Source organism: Mesorhizobium sp. LNHC232B00 (assembly GCF_000502435.1).
Classification (GTDB): Bacteria; Pseudomonadota; Alphaproteobacteria; order Rhizobiales; family Rhizobiaceae; genus Mesorhizobium; species Mesorhizobium opportunistum.
In genome coordinates this window covers 119,973-138,762 of record NZ_AYWP01000011.1, presented here as the reverse complement: position 1 = coordinate 138,762, position 18,790 = coordinate 119,973, and the positions used below count along the sequence as shown (strand labels likewise).

Here is an 18,790-nt window from a genome sequence, read left to right as displayed (position 1 = left end):
GTTGACGCGCCAATATGATGTTGGTGTCGACAGCTGGGACTTCCGGCCCGTTTCGCTGCAAACCTTGCGCGGCAAGCGCGGGCGGTGACGCGGCTGAAGCGGAGAGGGTTGGTGAGCGAGCACCGGCGGCAGTTGCCCTTTCACTTTCTATCCAGCACCTTTCGGATCTTCTCCGCCAATTCGTCGATCGTATAGGGCTTGGTCAAAGACAAATGGTTGACCTGTTTGACCCGCGAACTTTGCAAGATTGGGTTCGGATGATGCCAGAATGCTACCAGAGTGATGGCGTAGTTTTGATCATTTGAGGTGACCAGTCGCGCGAAGCTTCGCCAGCAAGATCAGTGCTGTGCCATGGTATTCAGCTCGCACATGTTCGCTCAATGGGGAAGCCTCCCATGCAGCGAGCGCCGCGACGAAGGACGACGCGGCGCCATTCACTGAGGCGCACCTTAATTGGCCACTCTTCTCGAGCACGACTATCGCCGTATCTGCGTCACCGTATCCGATGGCGGCCATTCTATAAATGTTGGCGTCACCATCGACACGCACATCGAACAGCACCTCGCCAGCAGTTTTCTCCGCAGCGTCGATCACCCGGTCGGAAAACGGCTGCTGAATGCCATCCGCATTGGCCATCGATTGCTCGAACAGAACCATTTCAACATGTCCAGCCACCATGTTAGCGACAGTGCGCTGTTCTGTGCGATTGGCCTAGCCAACATTTCGTGGATATCTGCCGTTGTTCACAGGACGCACTGCGCACGCCGCCAATCACCGCGATGGCCTGACGAGTGGTTGGTAGACGATCTCCAGGATCACGATGAAGCAACGGTGCAGGCAAAAACTCAGGCCGGGCGTGTAGAGGGATTGGAAGATAGACGGCGGCATGCGCGTTCACGGTTTCAATTCGAAGCGGCTCCCCGGGGCTGCCCAAATCCCGCAGTCTGTACCGCTCCCATTCGGAGCAAAAAGAGAACGATAGACCGCTGCGGTCTTGACGAAGCAGGAATATATTCCTTATTTGTGACGGCATGAAATCAGAGAGCACCCCCATGGCAAAGCCCCAAAACGGGGCGGCGGCGGAGCTCTGTCGGAATTGGAACCCGCAGCCCGGCAGCGCACTAGACGCAGCGCCCAGGTGGCGAGGAAAACAGAACTGGAACGCGAGCTTGGCTTGTCGCGTGGTGCGATTTCGAACGTTTTTCGCGACCCTGACACGAGCAGCACCTCTGGTGCGGGCACTGCCGAGGAGCAGACTAGGACCGTCGGTCCGGTTGGAAATCCAGAGGATGCCAAGGGGTTGAGCGGGTTTGAGAATGCATGATTTGATCAGGTTCTTTCAGGCCAATGCGACGTTGATCATTGCCAATCCTATTGCCTTCGCGACGTTCGCGATTCTTTTCGGGAGTGGAGGGTTCGTTGTGGGTCGCTATTTTCTAACCGAGCGCATCGCCAATCTGGAAAGCCGCATCGCCCGGCGTGACGACGAAATCGATGCGCTGAAAAAGCGCCGGGATAAGACGGGAGGGCCGTCCTTAATCCCTGTCATCGGCACATCGGCGATCGGCGAGAACGAAACCACACCACTGCTGGGAACATGGCCGGACCGGCCTCGGCTAGGACCACTGTCAGCGCCACCGCGTCAACGTCGTGGCTAAGCTATGGCTGGTGGTGGCAGGCATCTTTTTGATGAGAAAGCGATTGATCAGAAAATAGAATGAGCCATGTGGTGCTGTCGCGCCAAAAGTGGCACAAGCAGCATGGCCGCGGGCGTGGGCTATCCAAGCCGGCCCGGTATGTCATTCGATCCACCTATTTGTAGGGCACCGACAAATTGTGGAACTCTTCAAAATGGCCGGAAAGATTGCGCGCCAGATACCGCACGGCCCTGGGGTTATTCATCAGCCGATCGAGATAGCGGCCGGCAGCCAACAGTTCCAGGCTCACCGAACCACGTCGCTCCACAGCGCTCAGAAACTCACGGCTTAGCCGGTCAAGTTCTGGCGTCATCGCGTCCAGTTGATCTTTAGACGCGTTGGCAACCGTCGTCGGATCGAAACCCTCGGCCAGCAGCGCACGAGGCGTAAAGGCGACAAGCAACTTTTCGTACGTGAACGTGACCCGCTCCATGGCAACCATCAACTTGGCAATTTCCAATTGCCTGGCCGGGAGCACATGCCGCAGTAAGCCGAAGATCTTCACCTTCACAGGGTAGTCCTGAAGAAAATTGAGGACGTCGGGGCAAATCCCGCCGACAGATTGAGCACTGCTGTCAGAAGGGGACTCGCAGGCATGCGCGGCTGTCTGAGATTCGACCGTCGTGCCTTGCAACCGCTGGGCCAGGGATTTTGGCATAGTGGCAAGGCTTTCGGACACCAGCAATGAGCGAAATTTCGTGTCGCTCATGATCACACGAAGCGCTTTGACCATACGCCCCAAGCGCTGTTCTGCTTCCACTGTTTCCTTTATGAAATGGCGCTTGCGTCTGCACTCAGATTCATAGGTTGCCAAAAGATCTGGCCCAAAGAGCTTTACCTTTGATCCCGGTTGATCAGTGGCAATATTCCGAGCGTGTCTGTGGCCGTTATCCTGGAAAGCTTTGTAGGCGGCTATGCGGGTCATACGATACTTCGAACTCACAATATGGTCTCCACACTTGCTCGCGCTGCCAGTCTGGTAATTGGGGTGAGCGTGGGGAAGAGGTAGGTGTCCAGTTGAGCCCCATTGTTAGCGCGCAATTCCGATTTGCCGACGATTTTAGACATAGGGGCAATCAGATAGTCTCGAATGACAAGGTCACCGGGGCGCATCCGGACCAAGATGAAAATGTCAGCCACCGACTGGCGTCGGGTTTTCAGGGACCAGAAGGGATATCCGTAGTCGGAAGCGGTGCAATGTAGGACTTCGATTGCAACCGTGAACTCGTCGTTGATCCGGAGGATCTCGTTCTCTTTGTCATAGGCCGCCTGTCCGCCAGCGCTTCCGATCGCGCCCAGTAAGCCTTCTATCGCCTGTATACGCACCGTCGCCAATCGCCTTTTCGAGGCAATGAACTGCCTGGGCGACCGATATCCGATCAATTCGTAGGTCTTCAGAAGGCTTCCGAAGCGATGGAAATACAGGCTCGCCGCGGGGCAATCCGGCGCATCGTCAATGATCGAGGCAGATAAATAGCCTCGGCGCGCCAGAACTTTCTTCAACGCAAGCAGTATCTCTTCGTTGCTCAACCTGATGCGCGAATAGAGCGTTTGGTGGATGAGTTGCGCCCGTTCGAACAGCCTGCGGTCAATGATGGGCTCGAATGCGCCGTCCGCTCGAGCCCAGTGTTCAGGAGGATTGTTCGTGGCCTTTGCTTTAAGCTTGCGCGAGCGCCTGTTCCAGACATTGTTGCCGATGTATTTCTCATTGGTCAGAACTCCGCGCACCGTTTCCCGCTTCCATGGCCGCCCAAGGTCTGTGACGACGCCGCGCTCGTTCAACAGCCTTGCAATCTCAAGCTCTGTCTTATGCGTTTTGACGAACTGACCGAAGATCCAGCGCACCGTCGCGATTTCTTCTGGCGGCCCGGGCACCAAGATCATTCTGTCGGTGTGCAGGCTCTTTTGTTCGTGCGGGCAGAGGATAAATTTGGGACGTCCTGACTGGTCCACCAACTGGCGTCTTAGGCCGAGCCCCGGCTTGCCACCTTGACGGAAGCCCAGCCGGATCAGCCTCGCCTGGCCTATGAACGTCTTTTGAGAGAGCATGCGGCTGTGCTCGGCGGCCATGCTGCGTTTGATAGCCATAAGCACATCGGAGCCGACGCTGCCGTCATTTGCGAATTGCTCGGCGCAAAATTCGATCCGCACGCCGGCCATCTGGCAACGGTATTCGTAGGCGGCGCTTTCATTGATGTTCTGGAAACGTCCCCAGCGGCTGACATCATAAATCACGACCGTTTCGAACTCGGCGCGCCCACTTTCTACATCGGCCAGCATCCGCTGGAGGCCGGGACGACCGCCTAAGTTGAGACCGCTGCGACCGGCATCCTCGTAAGTGGTGACGATGTCGTAGCCCATGATTTCGGCATAGTTGCGGATGGCATCTTTCTGATTGTCGATCGAGTAGGTCTGGTGCTCTTTCGACATGCGCAGGTACTGAGCGGCGCGAACGAGGCGTTTGCCTGAAGGAACTTGTGGGGTTTTGGCAACCTCGTCCATCGCTCGCGCTGTCCTGCCGATCGGTCATGTTAGCGACCACAGCGCTATGGTTTGGTTGAAAATTCCTGTCCAGTTTGCGTCGAATGCCGGGCTTTTCTGTTTGGAAACCATGGCGTTCAACTGCCGGGAAACCCTGACTCACTTCGTGAGCCGGCACGCCGCTGTTCGGCCGCAATCCGACCGCACTTGAGCGAAATCGCCCCATGTGCAGTCCCGGGGCTACAAAGGAGCTCTGGATATGATGATGAAGAAGGCCATTCTGGCGGTGCTTATGACCGCTGCACTCGCAGGCTGCGCGCAGACCGAAGGCCAGCAGAGGGCTGGAACCGGAGCCCTGATCGGCGGCGCCGGCGGCGCCCTCGTCGGCCAGGCCATCGGCGGCAACACCAAAAGCACGGTCATCGGCGCGGCCAGCGGCGCCTTGCTGGGTGCGGTGGTGGGTAGCGCGACCACCCCGCAGCGTCGCGGCGACGAGATGTGCCGCTACCAGGACCGTTACGGCCGTATCTACACAGCACCATGCGATGACCGTTACTACAACGGCAATTATTGAAGGGCGGTGTCGCCGGCTACTGACGCCCCAATAGACCTTGGTCGGACGCTCGTCCGCGATATGGGCGTAGCAGGCTACGTCCATCGGACTAATTGTGTCGGCCGCTAAACGCGCCGACACTCTAGTTATCCGAAGCCCAGTAGACGCCTGCTGACATTGCTATCGGACGCTTGCCGACACCTGTCTTCCCCCCGAAGCCCCGTCGACAGGCAAGGCGGATCCCGTCCCCGGATCCGCCTTTTTCATGTCCGCGCCATCGGCGCCCCTAAGCGGTGACGAAAGTGGGCTCACTGTCATTTTTTGCCCACTTGCCTGGAGTACCTTGTCTTTGAGGCGGGCGCTTTGGAGGAGGTCGATGTGACGACGACAAGCCTTGCCGCCCTGAAAAACCAAAGCAAACGCGCCGTCAAACGACTCATCGGCTACGATTCCCGAAACTGGCTGCGCATCCGCCAGATCGAGGCGTTCACCCTCTTCCTCGAAGCCGGCAACCGCAAAGCCTCCGACGTGATCGAGATCTCGCCCGGCTGGAACCGCTACTGGCGGGCGATGTGCCCCAACTACAGATCGGTCGACTTCCCCGACTTCGACATCTGCAGCGACCGCACAGACGAGCAATATTCCATCGTCATCGCCGACCAGGTGCTGGAACATGTCCAGCGGCCGCTGGCGGCAGTGGCCAATATCCATGCCATGACCCGGCCCGGCGGCTGGGCGATGGTGGCGACGCCCTTCCTGTTCAGGGTCCACGCCAGGCCGCACGACTACAACCGATGGACGCCTGCCGGCCTGAAACAGCTGATGGTCGAGGGCGGCTTCGCGGAAGCCAACGTCAAGGTCCACGGCTGGGGCAACAAAGCCTGCGCCAGGGCCCATATCGGCGGCCCCGTCCGCGCCTACGGCCTGTGGCGGGATCTGAGCAACGACGAGGAATACCCGCTGATGGTCTGGGCGTTTGCCAAGAAGGCGTGATGGAGTACTGCCCACGTTGCGGAACAGAACCGTGTGCCTGACGTTGTGCGACATCGGCACGTCTAGGAGAAACGGCATGGTGGCGCCACGCGCGGTCTGGAAGGGGTTTCTGAGGGTCGGCTCGGTGGCATGCGGGGTGAAGATCGTTGGCGCCACAAGCGAAGCATCCAAGATCCACTTCAAAATTTTGAACCGCAAGGACGGCTTACCGGTCAAGAGCGCCTATGTCGATGAAGAGACAGGCGACATCGTCGAAGCCGCGGATCAGATCAAAGGCTACGAGGCCGATAAGGGCGATTTCATACAGGTCGAACCGGACGAGATCAAAAAACTGAAACTGACATCGCAGCATACACTCGATGTCGATTCCTTTGTCCCGGTTACCGAGATCGACACACGTTATCTGGAGAAACCATACTACTTGATCCCCGCAGACGGAGCCTCCCTGGAGGCGTTCGCCGTCCTGCGCGATGCGATGGCCAAGAAACGCGTCGCGGCCCGCTCCTGCGTCGTGCTCTATCAGCGCGGGCGCGAAGTGCTGATACAGCCCCTTGGAAAGGGAATGCTGCTGACCGAGCTGCGCACCCAAAATGAGATGACGTCGCAAGACACCGTCTTCGATGACGTGAAAAGTCCAAAGTACGATGCGGATTTGCTCGAAATCGCGGGGCTGCTCATCGACAAGAAGGCGACAAAGTTCGATCCCTCGAAATTCGAGGACACGTACGAGGACGCGCTGATTGCGATGATCGACGCCAAGCGCAAGGGCAAAAAGCCCCCGAAACCGGTCCCGCAGCCCAAGGAGAACGTGGTCGACTTGGCCTCGGTGCTTCGAAAGAGCCTTGCCAAGGAAGGCGTCAACCAAGACCGGCCAAAGGCTAAGAGCCGCAAATCAGCATAGTTAAAAAGTCAGTCGAGCCTCTCGACCCATCGCGAAGCCATCTTCTGATAGCCTGAAGTCCGGCACATCGAAATCGACCTCGCGAGTTGCCATAAGGCAGGAGAACTCGTTTGCGCCAAATGAGACATGGAGGCATCGAGCGTCGGATGTTTCGGGCATGGTTCGCTCGACTCGCGCTCGTCCGGGCCGATCTAGAGGGCTTTTGGCTCCTTTAGCCAAGCGGAACTGCTCTGCCACTCTTTCGCGCCAAACTCCAAGAGCGGCGCAACGACGTGCGGTCTTTAGGGAACGGCGCCTCGGCATCCGCAATGTCTCACCAGTGTCCAACCAACTGCACAGCAAGCATTCCAAAGCCAATCGCGCGCGCGATGTTGGAACATCGCGGATGCTGGGACATTGGTGACGGATGCCGTTGCAAATGCAAGGGATGCCAAAAATGGGCAGCTTGCTCATGACTGTCTGGTGTCTGGTGAAAGAAAGCGTGGTCGGGTTCATCAACGACAATGCTCTCAGTCATGGCGCGGCAATGGCTTTCTATGCCACCACTTCTCTGGCGCCAATTTTGCTGATCGTCGTCGCCATCGCAGGCTTTGTTTTCGGTCACGACGCTGCACAATTAGCTTTATCCGCTCAGATTTCGGGCCTGATGGGCCCTCAGAGCGCAAATATCCTCCAAGCCGCGCTGCAGAGCGCGTCAAGCCGGTTCTCCGGAAGCTGGGCTGCGGTGATCGGAATAGTCACCTTGTTGGTGGCTGCGTCGGGAGTCTTTGGCGAAATGCAGCAATCGCTGAATACGATATGGAAGATTAAACCTCAGGGAAGTTCGTTATCACGCCTGGTCCGCGCCCGTGCCGCAAGCCTCGGCTTGGTGGCCGCGCTCGGCTTCATGTTGCTCGTCTCTCTGGTTGCGAGCGCAGCGATATCGGCCGTGGGAAACATCATCAACGCGCATCTGCCATTCGGCAAAATCGTCCTTGGTGTGATCAACGCGGTCGTCTCCTTCGTCCTGATCTCGGTGATGTTCGCCGCCATCTACAAGGTTCTGCCCGACCGAACCCTCGAATGGCGCAATGTCCGGGTTGGGGCCGTTGTGACCGCGGCTCTGTTCACGCTCGGAAAATCCCTTATCGGCTGGTATATCGGTACCAGCGCAGTGGCATCCTCATATGGTGCCGCCGGTGGCCTGCTCGTGATCCTCCTTTGGGTTTACTACTCGTCGGAAATTTTCCTGCTCGGGGCCGAATTCACGCGCGCCTATTCGACACGGCAGCAGGTCCGACCAGAACGCATCGGCTGACAGTCCTCTGTCGCATTTCGCGCAGAGGCAGAGTCCAATTCGGCGGGGCGTTGTCGCCCTGCGGTGGCTGCGGGAGCGCAACGATGACCGCCCTTCATCCGATCGAGCAGGCCTTCGCCAAGATCAAACATCTAATTCCTCGTCACAACCAAGTCACGAAGGCTGGCATTCGGGTCTTTAGTGATCCCCTTGGATCGTCCTTCCGACCGAGCCCAGTTCGTCTGAGCGTCGAGCAGTTCATCCTCACCAGTCAGGCCGCTCATAAAAGCCGGAGGACGTGCGCAGCAATGCGCTCGCCGTCCTGCCTACTGGGTAAAAAGCATTGATTGATCTTCCTTGTGGATAGGGCACCTCTCCGATAAAAACTAGTCGGCTTCTTGGTCCTTTGGTTCGCCAGACCATACGAGAGAATACGAGAGATATGGGTTGGCGAACCAGCCGCTGACGTATTGATTTTCTGTCGAAAACGTCGACCCTCAGAGAATAAGATAATCGTTATTGGTCAAAGGGTTACGAAGCGGGTCGCCCGAATTGATTCAAGAAGCTGATCCAGCCATTCGCTGACCGCATTTATCTTCTCCCGAATAGCAGCAATGCGCCTCATCACTCTCGTTCAGGCGGGCTGCCATCTTTCCTGAAAACTGCCGGTCCGTTCAGGATGGTCGCCGGCGGGCAACAAATTGTCGCGCTTCCTGTAACCGGAGTTGTTTATGACACTGGAGACGCAAGGCTCCGCGGCGATCATCTATGCGGCTCGCTCGCTGCCCTGGGTTCGATGCCGATCATCGGGTTTCGACGCCGAAGCCGTGCACCGGAATTTCGGCCTGGCCGAAGGGTTGTTGACCGTCGGACTGCAGCGAACGGGCAACGGGCCGCAGAAGCCCCATGTGCCTGTGGCTGATGTCCTGGCATTTGCCGATCGGCCAGAGTTCGAAAATCCGGTCTTCCAAAATCGATGACACAGGCGCTTTGGGGAAAGAGGGTGCACAAGCTGTGTTGGCAGTTTGAGAATTCGCCGATATGCCGCACAACGGTAAATGCAACGCCGAGCCGGAACACGCCCGAGCAATGTCAGGTTCGGAGGAGGACAAGTAGCCGTGACGCAGAAGGGGATCACCTTGAGGGACGTTGCTGCCGCGGCCAATGTATCGCGCGCTACGGCCGCGCGGGCGCTCAACAGCTACGGTTATGTCGGCGACGAGACCGCACTTCGGGTGCTGGAGGCGGCTGAAAGACTGGGTTATCGGGCCAATCTCGTAGCGCAGGCCCTCCGCAGCGGTCAGTTGCCGATCGTCGGCTTCGTGCCCGGCGACATCCAGAATCCGTTCTTCGCGCGCATCGCTCACGACATCGAGGTAGAATTGCGCAAGCACCGCCACAACCTGCTGATCGCAAGCAGCGAAGAGAATATCGAACAGGAAAAGGAGTTGCTGGAGAGTCTGCGCTCACTGAGCATTCGCGGCTTCATCCTGGCGCCAACCTCAGCGACCGACAGCGAGCACATCGTGCGCCTGGTGCGTGACGGCGCACCGGTCGTGCTGATCGACCGCGTCGTCAAAGAGGTGCACTGCGACAGCGTCGGCGTCGACAACGAGGGCGGCGCGGGCGAGGCCGTGGATTACCTAGTCGCCAACGGTCACAAACGGATCGGGCTGTTGCGCGACGAATCCCGTATCTTCACCGCGCAGGAGCGTCTTGCCGGATACCGGAACTCACTGCAGTCGCATGGCATCGCGCTGGATGAATCGCTGATCAGCGTGTCGCGCTCCACGGTCGAACATGCCGTCGAAGCCACCATCCGCCTGTTCAGCCGACGCAACCGTCCTACAGCGCTTTTCACGGTGGACAGCATGATGACCCAAGGCGCCCTTCTCGGCCTGCGCTCACTGGGGCTCGCAATCCCCAACGACGTGTCACTGGTCGGCTTCGACGACTTCAATCTCGCGACTTTCACCGATCCGCAGATCACCGTCGTAGCCCAGCCCATCTCCGAGATCGGACCGCTCGCGGCCAAGCTGCTGCTGGAACGGCTCGCCGGAAAGAAAGTTGCGCCGCGTCACACCCGGTTCCCGACGCGCCTCGTCATTCGTGGCTCGGTCGCACACCTGCGCTGACCGGCACAGAACTTCCGTTTCAGACATTTGCTCGCGGGGGGCTTGCCAACCGCAAAAAAGCATGGCCATTATTTGGATGTGAGATCGATCTCACAACCTAACGGTTAATCAATGGCTGGCTGGACGGCGCCTCGATTTTGGCGGCCCGGTAGGATTCCGCCGAATGCGAGTACAAGGAAGAACGACATGTTGAATTTCGATAGGGAACGCTTCGTAAGAATACAGAGCGGGGCCGTTTCCATAGCTGGCGAGGCGCGCACGCTCATGCGCGCGCTGCTTGCGGACGGCGTCGAGAGGCTGTTTTTCATGGGCACCGGCGGTGTGCAGCTTCTCACTCTGCCTGCGATCGAACTGGCGAAACGCTACTCCACGTTCCCGGTGAGCGCCGAATATCCGGCACAGGTCGTGCTCGATCCGCCGGCCGGCCTCGATAAAAAGGCCGCGGTTGTCATTCCCTCGCTGTCAGGCACGACCAAGGAGGGCGTCGAACTCATGGCTTTCCTGAAAAAGCGCGGCGTGCGCACGATCTCGCTCACCGGCCATTCGGACACCCCGATCGCACAGGAAGCAGACCACAATTTCACGAACTTCGCCGAAGACGACACCTCATCGGAATCATTCTACCTGCAGACGCTGCTGATCGTCCTGGCACTGCTGGCCGAGCGCGACGAATATGACAGTTTCGACGCTGCTGTCGCGGAACTTCAGCTTCTTCCCGGCCTTCTTGCCAATGCGAAGGCCGCCTTCGAGGACAAAGCCGCCGAACTGGCCGCGACAATCAAGGACGAGACCTACCACATCTTTACCGGCGCCGGCTCGGTGTGGCCGGAAGCCAACTATTACGGCATGTGCATCCTTGAAGAGATGCAGTGGATCCGGACCCGCCCAGTGCATGCCGCCGACTTTTTCCACGGCACGCTCGAACTGGTCGAGCCGGGCGTCAGCGTCTTCGTGTTCAAGGGCGAGGATCGCCTTCGCCCACTGGCCGACCGGGTCGAGAATTTCGCCAGGCGCTACACGGACCGCGTCCGTACGCTGGATGCTGCCTCGGTCCAGCTGCCGGGCATCTCCCAAGAGGTGCGCGGCATGATCTCGCCGGTACTGCTCGCCACCCTGCTCGAGCGACTGAGCGCGCATCTCGAAGTGCTGCGCAATCACCCGCTGACCACCCGTCGCTACTACAAACGCGTTGAATACTGATCCCCTCTCACCTTTGAAGGAGCTGCTTATGAAACGTTCGCTGCAAGTCGTGACGGTTACAGTGGCCGCGGTATCATCATTCGGTTTTTCGATCAGCGGCAGTTCCGCCGCTTCGGCTGCGGTCGCGGCCGATCCCAGCGCCAAGGTGGAGTACACCGGCACACTCTCGGTGCTGACCAAGTTCGGGCTGCAGCAACTGTCGCCTTACTTCGTCAACCTGGCGCAGCAATACGAAAAGCTCCATTCGGGCGTGAAGGTCGAACTCATCCAGGAGAGCGACGACAGCGTGAAGGGCAAGACCAAGACCCTGGTCGCTTCGAACTCGCTACCAGATGTCTATTTCTCCTGGACTGGCAGTTGGGGCGGCAATTTCGTGCGGGGCAATCGCGCCGTCGACCTGAGCGCCGTCATCGGTCCCGATACCGAGTGGGGCAAGACGCTTTCTCCCGCGGCCGTCAAAGCGTTCCAATACAATGGCAAGTTCTATGGCATCCCGCTTTATCAGGACGCCAAGTTCATGGGTTACAACAAGCAGCTATTCGGCAAGCTCGGCCTCAAGGCGCCGGCCAGTTTCGAGGAATTGCTGACCAGTTGCGACGCCATCCGCAAGTCCGGCGCGACACCGATTTCGTTCGGTAACAAGGAGGCTTGGCCAGCGATCCACTTTGCGGGCCAGCTGCTCGCCTACAATGTGCCGCAGGCAACGCTGGAACGCGACTTCGATCCGACCACCGCTGAATACACCGATCCGGGCTATGTCGCGGCGCTCAAGCAGTTCAGTCAGCTTGTCGAGCGTTGCACTGACGGCGCTGGCGTCAACGGCACATCCTATGCCTCGGCTCTCCAGGCGTTCACCAACGCGCAGTCGGCCATGTACTATCAAGAGATCATCGAGTTCGATCAGGCCGCCACGTCGGATACGGCGCTCAAGCCTGCGGATTTCGGCTTTTTCAGATTGCCCGTACCGGCTGGCGCCAAGGGTGACCTCAAGTCGATCGAGGGCGCGCCGGAGGGCTACATGATCAATGCGGCGTCGAAAAACATCACGCTGGCGATCGATTTCATGAAGTTCGTTACCTCGAAGGAAAACGCGCAGGTCCTGTCGGCGCCGCCTTATGGCCAGCCGAGCGCGACCATCGGCGGCGCCTCGGAAAAGAATATGAGCGCGGCTGTGGTCGACGGTCTCAAGGACATCAACGCGGCCTCGTACCTCATGCCCTGGCTGGACACGGCCAATCCGCCGCGCGTCGCCGCCGTCTGGCTGTCCAGCCTGCAGGCACTGGCGGGCGGTTCGATGACGCCCGAGCAAGTGATGGGCGAGGTGCGCAAGGCCGCATCCGCAGCCAGATAAGCGGACCATGGCCAGGACATCGGACACAATAGAGAGCGGCGCCGTGGTTCACGGCGCTGCCAGAGCGCAGAGGCCAAGAAGCCTGCGGGTGCGCTTCGGCAACCTGTTGTCGTTTCGATGGGCGGCAGCGGCACTGATCCTCATCGGCTGGTTCGTCTATTATCCGATCGTTGACAACTTTATCGTCAGCACCACTGATCAGGATATCTATACCGGTGAAGTGACCAATGTCGGCCTCGCCAATTACGACCGGCTTCTGCACGACCCGGTCGTTCTGCTCGCGCTCTGGAACAACTGCCTCTACGCCATCATCTCCGTGGTGTTCCAGGTCTTCGGCGCGTTCCTGCTGGCGGCGATCATCGAGGATCTGAGGAGCGAACGCTGGCGCCGTCTGTGGCGCGCCGTGTACTTCGTGCCTTCGGCCATATCGATCACCGTGACCGGCCTGCTGTTCTATTTCATCTACCAGCCGCAGATCGGTCTGCTGGATGCGGTTCTGAGCCGCGCCGGTCTCAGCCAGTTCGTTATGCCCTGGCTCGGCAACGAGCACACCGCCATCTACGCCATCATTGCCATGAGTCAATGGCAGGGCTTCGGCTACTCGACGCTGCTGTTTGCCATCGCCATTCAAAAAATCCCGCGCGACCTCTTCGACGCAGCCACAATTGATGGCGCCGGCCCGCTTCGCCGCTTGTGGAGCATCACCTTTCCACTGACCCGGGAAATGACCGGGCTGATGATCATCGTCACCATCACCGGCGCTTTCCAGGTCTTCAACGAGGTCATGGTGATGACCGCCGGCGGGCCCAGCAACAGCAGCCAGGTGCTGGGCACATGGCTCTACCAGAAGGCGTTCATCGAGGACAATTTCGGCTACGGCGCGGCGATTGCGGCCGTCATTTTCGTTCTGACCATGCTCACCGGCGCGGCACAGCTCTGGTACACGAAGCGTCGCAGGGTGCAGCTATGAGTGCGACGGTCGCAGTCGGGCGGGCCCGGCATGTCAATCTATGGTCGGTCATTGCCAGGACATCGCTCTATTCATTCCTCGTCTGTCTCGGCGTCGTCGTCATCTATCCGCTGATCTGGATGGCGCTTAGCGGCTTCAAGGACAATGCGCAGATCTTCGGCGATCCCTTCGCCCTGCCTGCCCATTGGTCGTGGAACAATTATGTGCAGGCCTGGAACCAGGGCGTTCGTGGCTATGTAACCGTCTCCGTCCTGGTGACTGTCGCCTCCGCCATATGCACCGTTCTCATCAGCGCCTGGACCGCTTTCGGACTGACCCGGACCAGGATGCCTGCAAAACCGTTGGTCGTCGCCATTGTGCTAGGCGGGTTGATGCTCAGTCCCACCGTGGCAATCATTCCCTTGGTGAAGATGCTGCAGGCGCTCGGGCTCTACAACACCTACTGGGCGCTGATCATTCTATACACCGCGTTCCGGGTGCCGTTCACAACCTTCCTCATCCGCGCCTACATGCTGGATCTACCCAGCGATCTCGACGAGGCGGCGACGATGGACGGCGCCAGCGAGGGCCAGATCTTCTGGCGCATCACCCTGCCATTGTGCCGCCCGATCATCATCTCGTGCGTCATCCTGCATGTCCTGTTCGCCTGGAACGAATATCTGTTCGCCATGATCTTCACGAGCGGCAGCGACGTGCAGACGCTGCCCGTCGGCCTCACGTCGATCATGGCAACGCACGGGACTAACTATGCCGTGGTGTTCGCCGCCATGACGATCTCGGCCCTGCCCATCGTAATCGTGTTCTTTGCCGCGCAGCGCTACTTCATTCGTGGGCTGTCCGAAGGCATCGGCAAGTAGCCATTCCCGAAAGGACCCTTCATGCCGCAGCTTGCATTCCATCAGCTGATCGGAGCCAATTTCAGCTTCCAGCACTTTCCGTTCGATCGGGTCATCAAGCTGATCCGCGACTTCGGCATGAAAGAGATCGAATTATGGGGCATTGCCCAGCACCTCGACCTCTTCCACGCCACCGACGCGCGCATCGATTCTGTCCGCCGGATGCTAGCCGATAACGGCCTGTCTGCCTGGTGCTTCACTCCTGAGCAGGTGCTGTATCCGATCAACATCGCCTCAGGCGACCCGGATCTGCGCCGTGACAGCATCAAGCGGTTCTGCCACGCCGCCGACATCTGCGCGGCGCTGGGCGCGCGCTATCTGTTCCTGACGCCCGGCCGAGGCTATGAGGACGAAGCCGCGAAACCGGCTTGGGACCGCTCGGCGGAGGCGCTTGGCGAGATCGCTGGATATGCCGACCACGTCGGTGTGCGCTGCCTGCTCGAGCCCTTGCAGCGCTTCGAGAGCAACCTCGTCAACGATGCGGCAAGTCTGCGCCGAATGCTGGACGCGTTGGGCGCGGACAACATCGACATCGTGCTGGATTGCGTGGCAATGGCCACCGCCGGGGACACCGTGGCCGGGTATGTCGACCTGTTCGGCCCACGGCTGGCGCACGTCCATCTTGTAGACGGCACACCGGGCGGGCATCTGGTGTGGGGCGACGGCACGTTGCCGCTCGGCGACTATGTCAGCGAACTGGCGCGCCTCGGCTATGCGGGAAAGCTCACCTTCGAGCCCTTTGGCAACGGCGCCTACTCACTGGATCCAATAAGTGCCTGGACCCGCTGCCTCAGCGCTATCGAGCCTTATCTCAATCGCGCAACGGTGCCGGCATGACTGCGCCGAAGCTGGTCGCGGTCGGCGACAATTGTCTGGACGCCTACCTCACCAACGGCCTGCTCACGGTCGGCGGCAACGCGCTGAACGTGGCGGTGCAATGGCGGCACAATGGCTGGGCGGCACGGTATTTTGGCGCCGTCGGCGAGGATCCAGAAGGCGAGGCGGTGCTTTCCGGGCTTGCCGGCGTTGGCCTGTCGCCGGACGATGTCGAACGGCGACCCGGCGACACGGCCGTCACCTTGCTTCGCGACGAATCCGGCGACCGGAAGTTTCTCCACGAATCCTTCGGAGTTGGTGAAAACTACATGCCGACGCCGGAGCGCTACGCGGTTGTCGCCGCCGCTGATTGGGTGCATCTCGGCACCAACGCCAACAAGGACCTCCTTCGCCGATTGGTCGCGGATGATGTCCCGTTCAGCATCGACGTCTCGACGGCGCACCTGGCGCTGCCGCTCGAGGGAGTGCCGCTGCTCTTCGCCTCCGGTCCAGATGAGGTCGATCGACCGGTCGAGCCGTTGCTCACCGCGCTCAGGGCCGCTGGTGCAAGGCAGGTTGTCGTGACCTGCGGGCGGCGCGGCTCCTATTTCGACGACGGCCAGGGTGTGGTGCATGCGCCGGCCACGCTCGTCGACGTGGTTGACACATGCGGCGCCGGCGACAGTTTCATCGCGACATTCCTGACCTCGTTCCGGTTCGAAGGTATGCGGCCAGCCGAAGCGCTGCACACCGCTGCGCTGGCGGCGGCGCGGACCTGCACGCATCTCGGCGGGTTTCCGCAGAAGCCGCGTCCCATACCGGACTGGCTGCCAGCCAAATACGCCGGATTCATCACCAACGCCTTCGGAGCCTGACCGTGACGACACTTCGTTTGCGCCAGCCGGCGGTAGCGCTCCCTTCCGACCGCTCGTTCTGGCTGCAGGACATCGGCGCCGACGCGGTCACCGAGCCGTTACAGGGCAATGAGCGCGCCGATGTGCTGATCGTCGGCGGCGGTTATACCGGTTTGTGGACGGCGCTGCGTATCCGTGAGCTTGCGCCGGAAACGCGGGTCGTCGTGCTTGAAGCCGACCTTTGCGGATCTGGGGCTTCGGGGCGCAATGGTGGCCAGGTCCACTCATGGTTCGCTGAACTCGATCAGATCAGCGCCGTCGTCGGCCTGGAAGAGGCGCGGCAGCTCTGCGCTGCCACGGTGGCATCGATCGCGGAACTGAAAACTCTGCAACGAGACGGTACGATCGACATGGATCTGCGGCTGGATGGATGGTTGTGGACGGCGAGCTCAATTGCCCAGGAAGGCGCCTGGGACAAGGCCGTCGCCATGACGGCGGCGGTCGGAGAAAACCGTTTCAAGCCGATGATGGCCGAGGAGATCGAACGCAGGACCGGTTCGTGTGCCTCCTATGTCGGCGTCGTGGAGACCAATGCCGGCACCGTGCATCCGGCAAAGCTGGCAATCGGATTGCGAGACCTGGCGTTGGCACGCGGCGTGATCATTCACGAGCGCAGCCCCGTCCTCGACATTGAACCCGCCAGGATATGCAGGGCGCGTACGGCGCAGGGCACGGTGCAGGCGGAGAAGGTCGTGCTTGCCGCCAATGCATGGCTCTCCGCTTTGCCGGAACTGCGACGTCATCTCTACGTCGTCGGCAGCGAGGTCATCGCCACCGCGGCCGTGCCCGAACTGCTCGACAGCATTGGCTGGCGCGACGGCGCATCGATCTGCGATGCGCAGGCGCAGGTACTGTATTATCAACGCACCAGCCCGGGCAGGGTGGTCTTCGGTCGCGGCAGCGGTACCGTTGCCTTCAGGGGGAATTTCGGCGCCAGCTTCAATCGCAGCCCGCAGCACGGCCGCGATAATGTGCAAGAGCTGCACCGGGTCTATCCGTCGCTGCGTGGCGTGGCGGTCGAGTATGACTGGTCAGGTCCAATCGACTGTGTGCCCGAACACGTTCCGGTGTTCGATCATCTGCGCGGATATCCCAACATCTTCTACGGTATGGGCTTCAACGGAACCGGCATCGCGCAGACGCCGATTGGCGGGCGAATCCTGGCCAGTCTCGTTCTGGAGCGAAGGGATCGGTGGAGCGCCAGTGGACTGGTTGGCATCGAGCGACGCATGTCGCTGCCGCCCGAGCCATTCCGCTACCTCGGCGCCAAGCTCGTCCGCGGCGCGGTGCGCCGCAAGAACGAAGCCGAGATCGACAACCGCAAGGTGGACCGGATCACCAATCTGCTGGCTGGGCTGAAGCCGGGCCGCCGGAAGAAATAGGCGGCGGCCAAAGCGTCTTGTCCATGACGCTGCCGATGGGGACACGATGGCCGACCTGCGCTTGATGCAAGTCGCGAAAACTTCACGACAATGCCGCCGATGCGTCGCTGTAGCTCCGATCGTTAGCGCGGCGCGCCGGCAAAAAAGAAGCTGGCCTGGGTTTCTTTCCAATCGCAAAAAAAGGGCTTGATCCCCCCGCCGATATGTGTGCCTAATTTGATATGAGATCGATCTCATGTGGCTCTCAAGTTAGCTCTTTCCCCACGGGGAGGGCGCTTTGGGGAGCATTGTGTGAATGAGGATGAACAGGGAGGTTTAAGTGAGGAAATTGATCGCGTGGCTGGCGTTGGCCACCACCACGCTTGCGTTCGCGTCTGCGGCGTCGGCGGGTGAAACCATGGACCGGGTTACCTCGAAAAAGGCGATGGTGGTCGCCACAAACAGCGGCTGGCCGCCGCAGAGTTTCCTCGACGACAGCAATCAGATGGTCGGCTTCGACATTGATGTCTCAAAGGAGATCGCAAGACGCCTCGGTGTCGAGGTCAGTTTCGACACGCCGGACTGGGCGACGATGACAGGCGGCCATTGGCAAGGGCGCTACGATCTGGGTGTCGGCTCAGTGACGCCGACCAAAGCGCGGGCCAAGGTGATCGATTTCGAAGGCGTCTATTATTACAGCCCTTACGTGTATGTCGTTCACAAGGACAGCCCGGCCAAATCGGTCGCCGACCTGAACGGCAAGATCATCGGCGTCGAGACCGCCACCACGTCGGAGGATTTCATCCGCAGACAGCTCGAGATCGATGCTCCCGGCCTGCCGCCCATCGAATACAAACTGGAGCCCGGTGAGATCAGGACTTTCGCCGATTCAATGCTGCCGTTCGATGATTTGAGGCTCGGCGACGGCGTGCGCCTCAACGCCGTCATCGCACCAGAACAGACAGCGCAGAACGCGATAAAGAACGGCTACCCGCTGCGTATCCTGGAGGGCGGCTATGCCTTCCGTGAGCCACTGGTGGTGATCGCGGAAAAAGGTGATGCCGAGTGGAATACCAAGATCGGCGGCATTCTCAACGAGATGAAGACGGACGGCACCCTCACGAAGCTGACCACCAAGTGGTACGGCAAGGATTACAGCGCCGACTGAGTAGGGTTGGACGAAGCGTGAGCGGGATGCATCTAAATTGAACATCCCGCTCCATCCGTTAGTTTTTAGCCGCATTTT

General features: G+C 59.8%; 17 protein-coding genes and 1 pseudogene. 15 read left to right on the top strand and 3 right to left on the bottom strand.

From position 1 onward, the window contains the following. Nucleotides 1-297 precede the first annotated feature (297 nt). Complete coding sequence (locus tag X743_RS152690) at nucleotides 298-657, bottom strand: hypothetical protein (protein WP_245264232.1); 360 nt, start codon at nucleotides 655-657, stop codon at nucleotides 298-300. Between the two features lie 659 nt (nucleotides 658-1,316). Here X743_RS152690 and X743_RS152695 point away from each other — a divergent pair. Further along, a complete protein-coding gene (locus tag X743_RS152695; protein WP_023766300.1) occupies nucleotides 1,317-1,658 on the top strand; it encodes a hypothetical protein in 342 nt (113 codons plus the stop codon). A gap of 154 nt (nucleotides 1,659-1,812) precedes the next feature. Here X743_RS152695 and X743_RS1000000169825 read toward each other — a convergent pair whose 3' ends face one another. Beyond that, complete coding sequence (locus X743_RS1000000169825; RefSeq protein ID WP_023766299.1) at nucleotides 1,813-2,622, bottom strand: plasmid partitioning protein RepB C-terminal domain-containing protein; 810 nt, start codon at nucleotides 2,620-2,622, stop codon at nucleotides 1,813-1,815. A gap of 14 nt (nucleotides 2,623-2,636) precedes the next feature. Beyond that, complete coding sequence (locus tag X743_RS152700) at nucleotides 2,637-4,199, bottom strand: recombinase family protein (RefSeq protein WP_023766298.1); 1,563 nt, start codon at nucleotides 4,197-4,199, stop codon at nucleotides 2,637-2,639. A gap of 238 nt (nucleotides 4,200-4,437) precedes the next feature. Between X743_RS152700 and X743_RS152705 the strand changes: the two genes are divergently transcribed. From X743_RS152705 to X743_RS152770, 14 genes and pseudogenes are all read left to right on the top strand, one after another. Then, on the top strand, nucleotides 4,438-4,752 hold the full coding sequence (locus tag X743_RS152705; protein WP_023766297.1) for a YMGG-like glycine zipper-containing protein: 315 nt from the start codon (nucleotides 4,438-4,440) through the stop codon (nucleotides 4,750-4,752). A 357-nt stretch (nucleotides 4,753-5,109) separates the two neighbouring features. Then, on the top strand, nucleotides 5,110-5,724 hold the full coding sequence (locus X743_RS152710) for a methyltransferase domain-containing protein (protein WP_032923109.1): 615 nt from the start codon (nucleotides 5,110-5,112) through the stop codon (nucleotides 5,722-5,724). A gap of 76 nt (nucleotides 5,725-5,800) precedes the next feature. After that, entirely contained in the window at nucleotides 5,801-6,625 is an 825-nt protein-coding gene (locus X743_RS152715; protein ID WP_023766295.1) for a Ku protein, read from the top strand. A 436-nt stretch (nucleotides 6,626-7,061) separates the two neighbouring features. Beyond that, nucleotides 7,062-7,922, top strand: coding sequence for a YihY/virulence factor BrkB family protein (locus X743_RS152720; protein ID WP_023766294.1), 861 nt, complete (start codon nucleotides 7,062-7,064; stop codon nucleotides 7,920-7,922). Nucleotides 7,923-8,644: 722 nt separating this feature from the next. Beyond that, nucleotides 8,645-8,881 (top strand): annotated as a pseudogene (locus tag X743_RS152725) (hypothetical protein); the annotation flags it as partial. A gap of 138 nt (nucleotides 8,882-9,019) precedes the next feature. After that, a complete protein-coding gene (locus tag X743_RS152730) occupies nucleotides 9,020-10,036 on the top strand; it encodes a LacI family DNA-binding transcriptional regulator (RefSeq protein ID WP_023766292.1) in 1,017 nt (338 codons plus the stop codon). A 186-nt stretch (nucleotides 10,037-10,222) separates the two neighbouring features. After that, nucleotides 10,223-11,236, top strand: coding sequence for an SIS domain-containing protein (locus X743_RS152735; protein ID WP_023766291.1), 1,014 nt, complete (start codon nucleotides 10,223-10,225; stop codon nucleotides 11,234-11,236). Nucleotides 11,237-11,264: 28 nt separating this feature from the next. Continuing rightward, nucleotides 11,265-12,587, top strand: a complete 1,323-nt coding sequence (locus tag X743_RS152740; RefSeq protein ID WP_023766290.1) for an extracellular solute-binding protein — start codon at nucleotides 11,265-11,267, stop codon at nucleotides 12,585-12,587. A gap of 7 nt (nucleotides 12,588-12,594) precedes the next feature. Continuing rightward, nucleotides 12,595-13,557, top strand: coding sequence for a sugar ABC transporter permease (locus X743_RS152745; protein WP_031257823.1), 963 nt, complete (start codon nucleotides 12,595-12,597; stop codon nucleotides 13,555-13,557). After that, nucleotides 13,554-14,414 carry a carbohydrate ABC transporter permease gene (locus X743_RS152750; protein WP_023766288.1) on the top strand — a complete coding sequence of 287 codons (861 nt, stop codon included), beginning with the start codon at nucleotides 13,554-13,556 and terminating at the stop codon, nucleotides 14,412-14,414. The genes X743_RS152745 and X743_RS152750 overlap by 4 nt, the downstream gene beginning before the upstream one ends. A 21-nt stretch (nucleotides 14,415-14,435) precedes the next feature. Continuing rightward, nucleotides 14,436-15,290, top strand: coding sequence for a sugar phosphate isomerase/epimerase family protein (locus tag X743_RS152755; RefSeq protein WP_023766287.1), 855 nt, complete (start codon nucleotides 14,436-14,438; stop codon nucleotides 15,288-15,290). Next, entirely contained in the window at nucleotides 15,287-16,144 is an 858-nt protein-coding gene (locus tag X743_RS152760; RefSeq protein WP_023766286.1) for a PfkB family carbohydrate kinase, read from the top strand. The genes X743_RS152755 and X743_RS152760 overlap by 4 nt, the downstream gene beginning before the upstream one ends. Nucleotides 16,145-16,146: 2 nt before the next feature. Beyond that, a complete protein-coding gene (locus X743_RS152765; RefSeq protein WP_031257821.1) occupies nucleotides 16,147-17,565 on the top strand; it encodes an FAD-binding oxidoreductase in 1,419 nt (472 codons plus the stop codon). 319 nt (nucleotides 17,566-17,884) lie between these two features. Continuing rightward, the gene (locus tag X743_RS152770) at nucleotides 17,885-18,712 is read left to right on the top strand and encodes a transporter substrate-binding domain-containing protein (protein WP_031257819.1); all 828 of its coding nucleotides are present in this window, start codon (nucleotides 17,885-17,887) and stop codon (nucleotides 18,710-18,712) included. Nucleotides 18,713-18,790 lie beyond the last annotated feature (78 nt).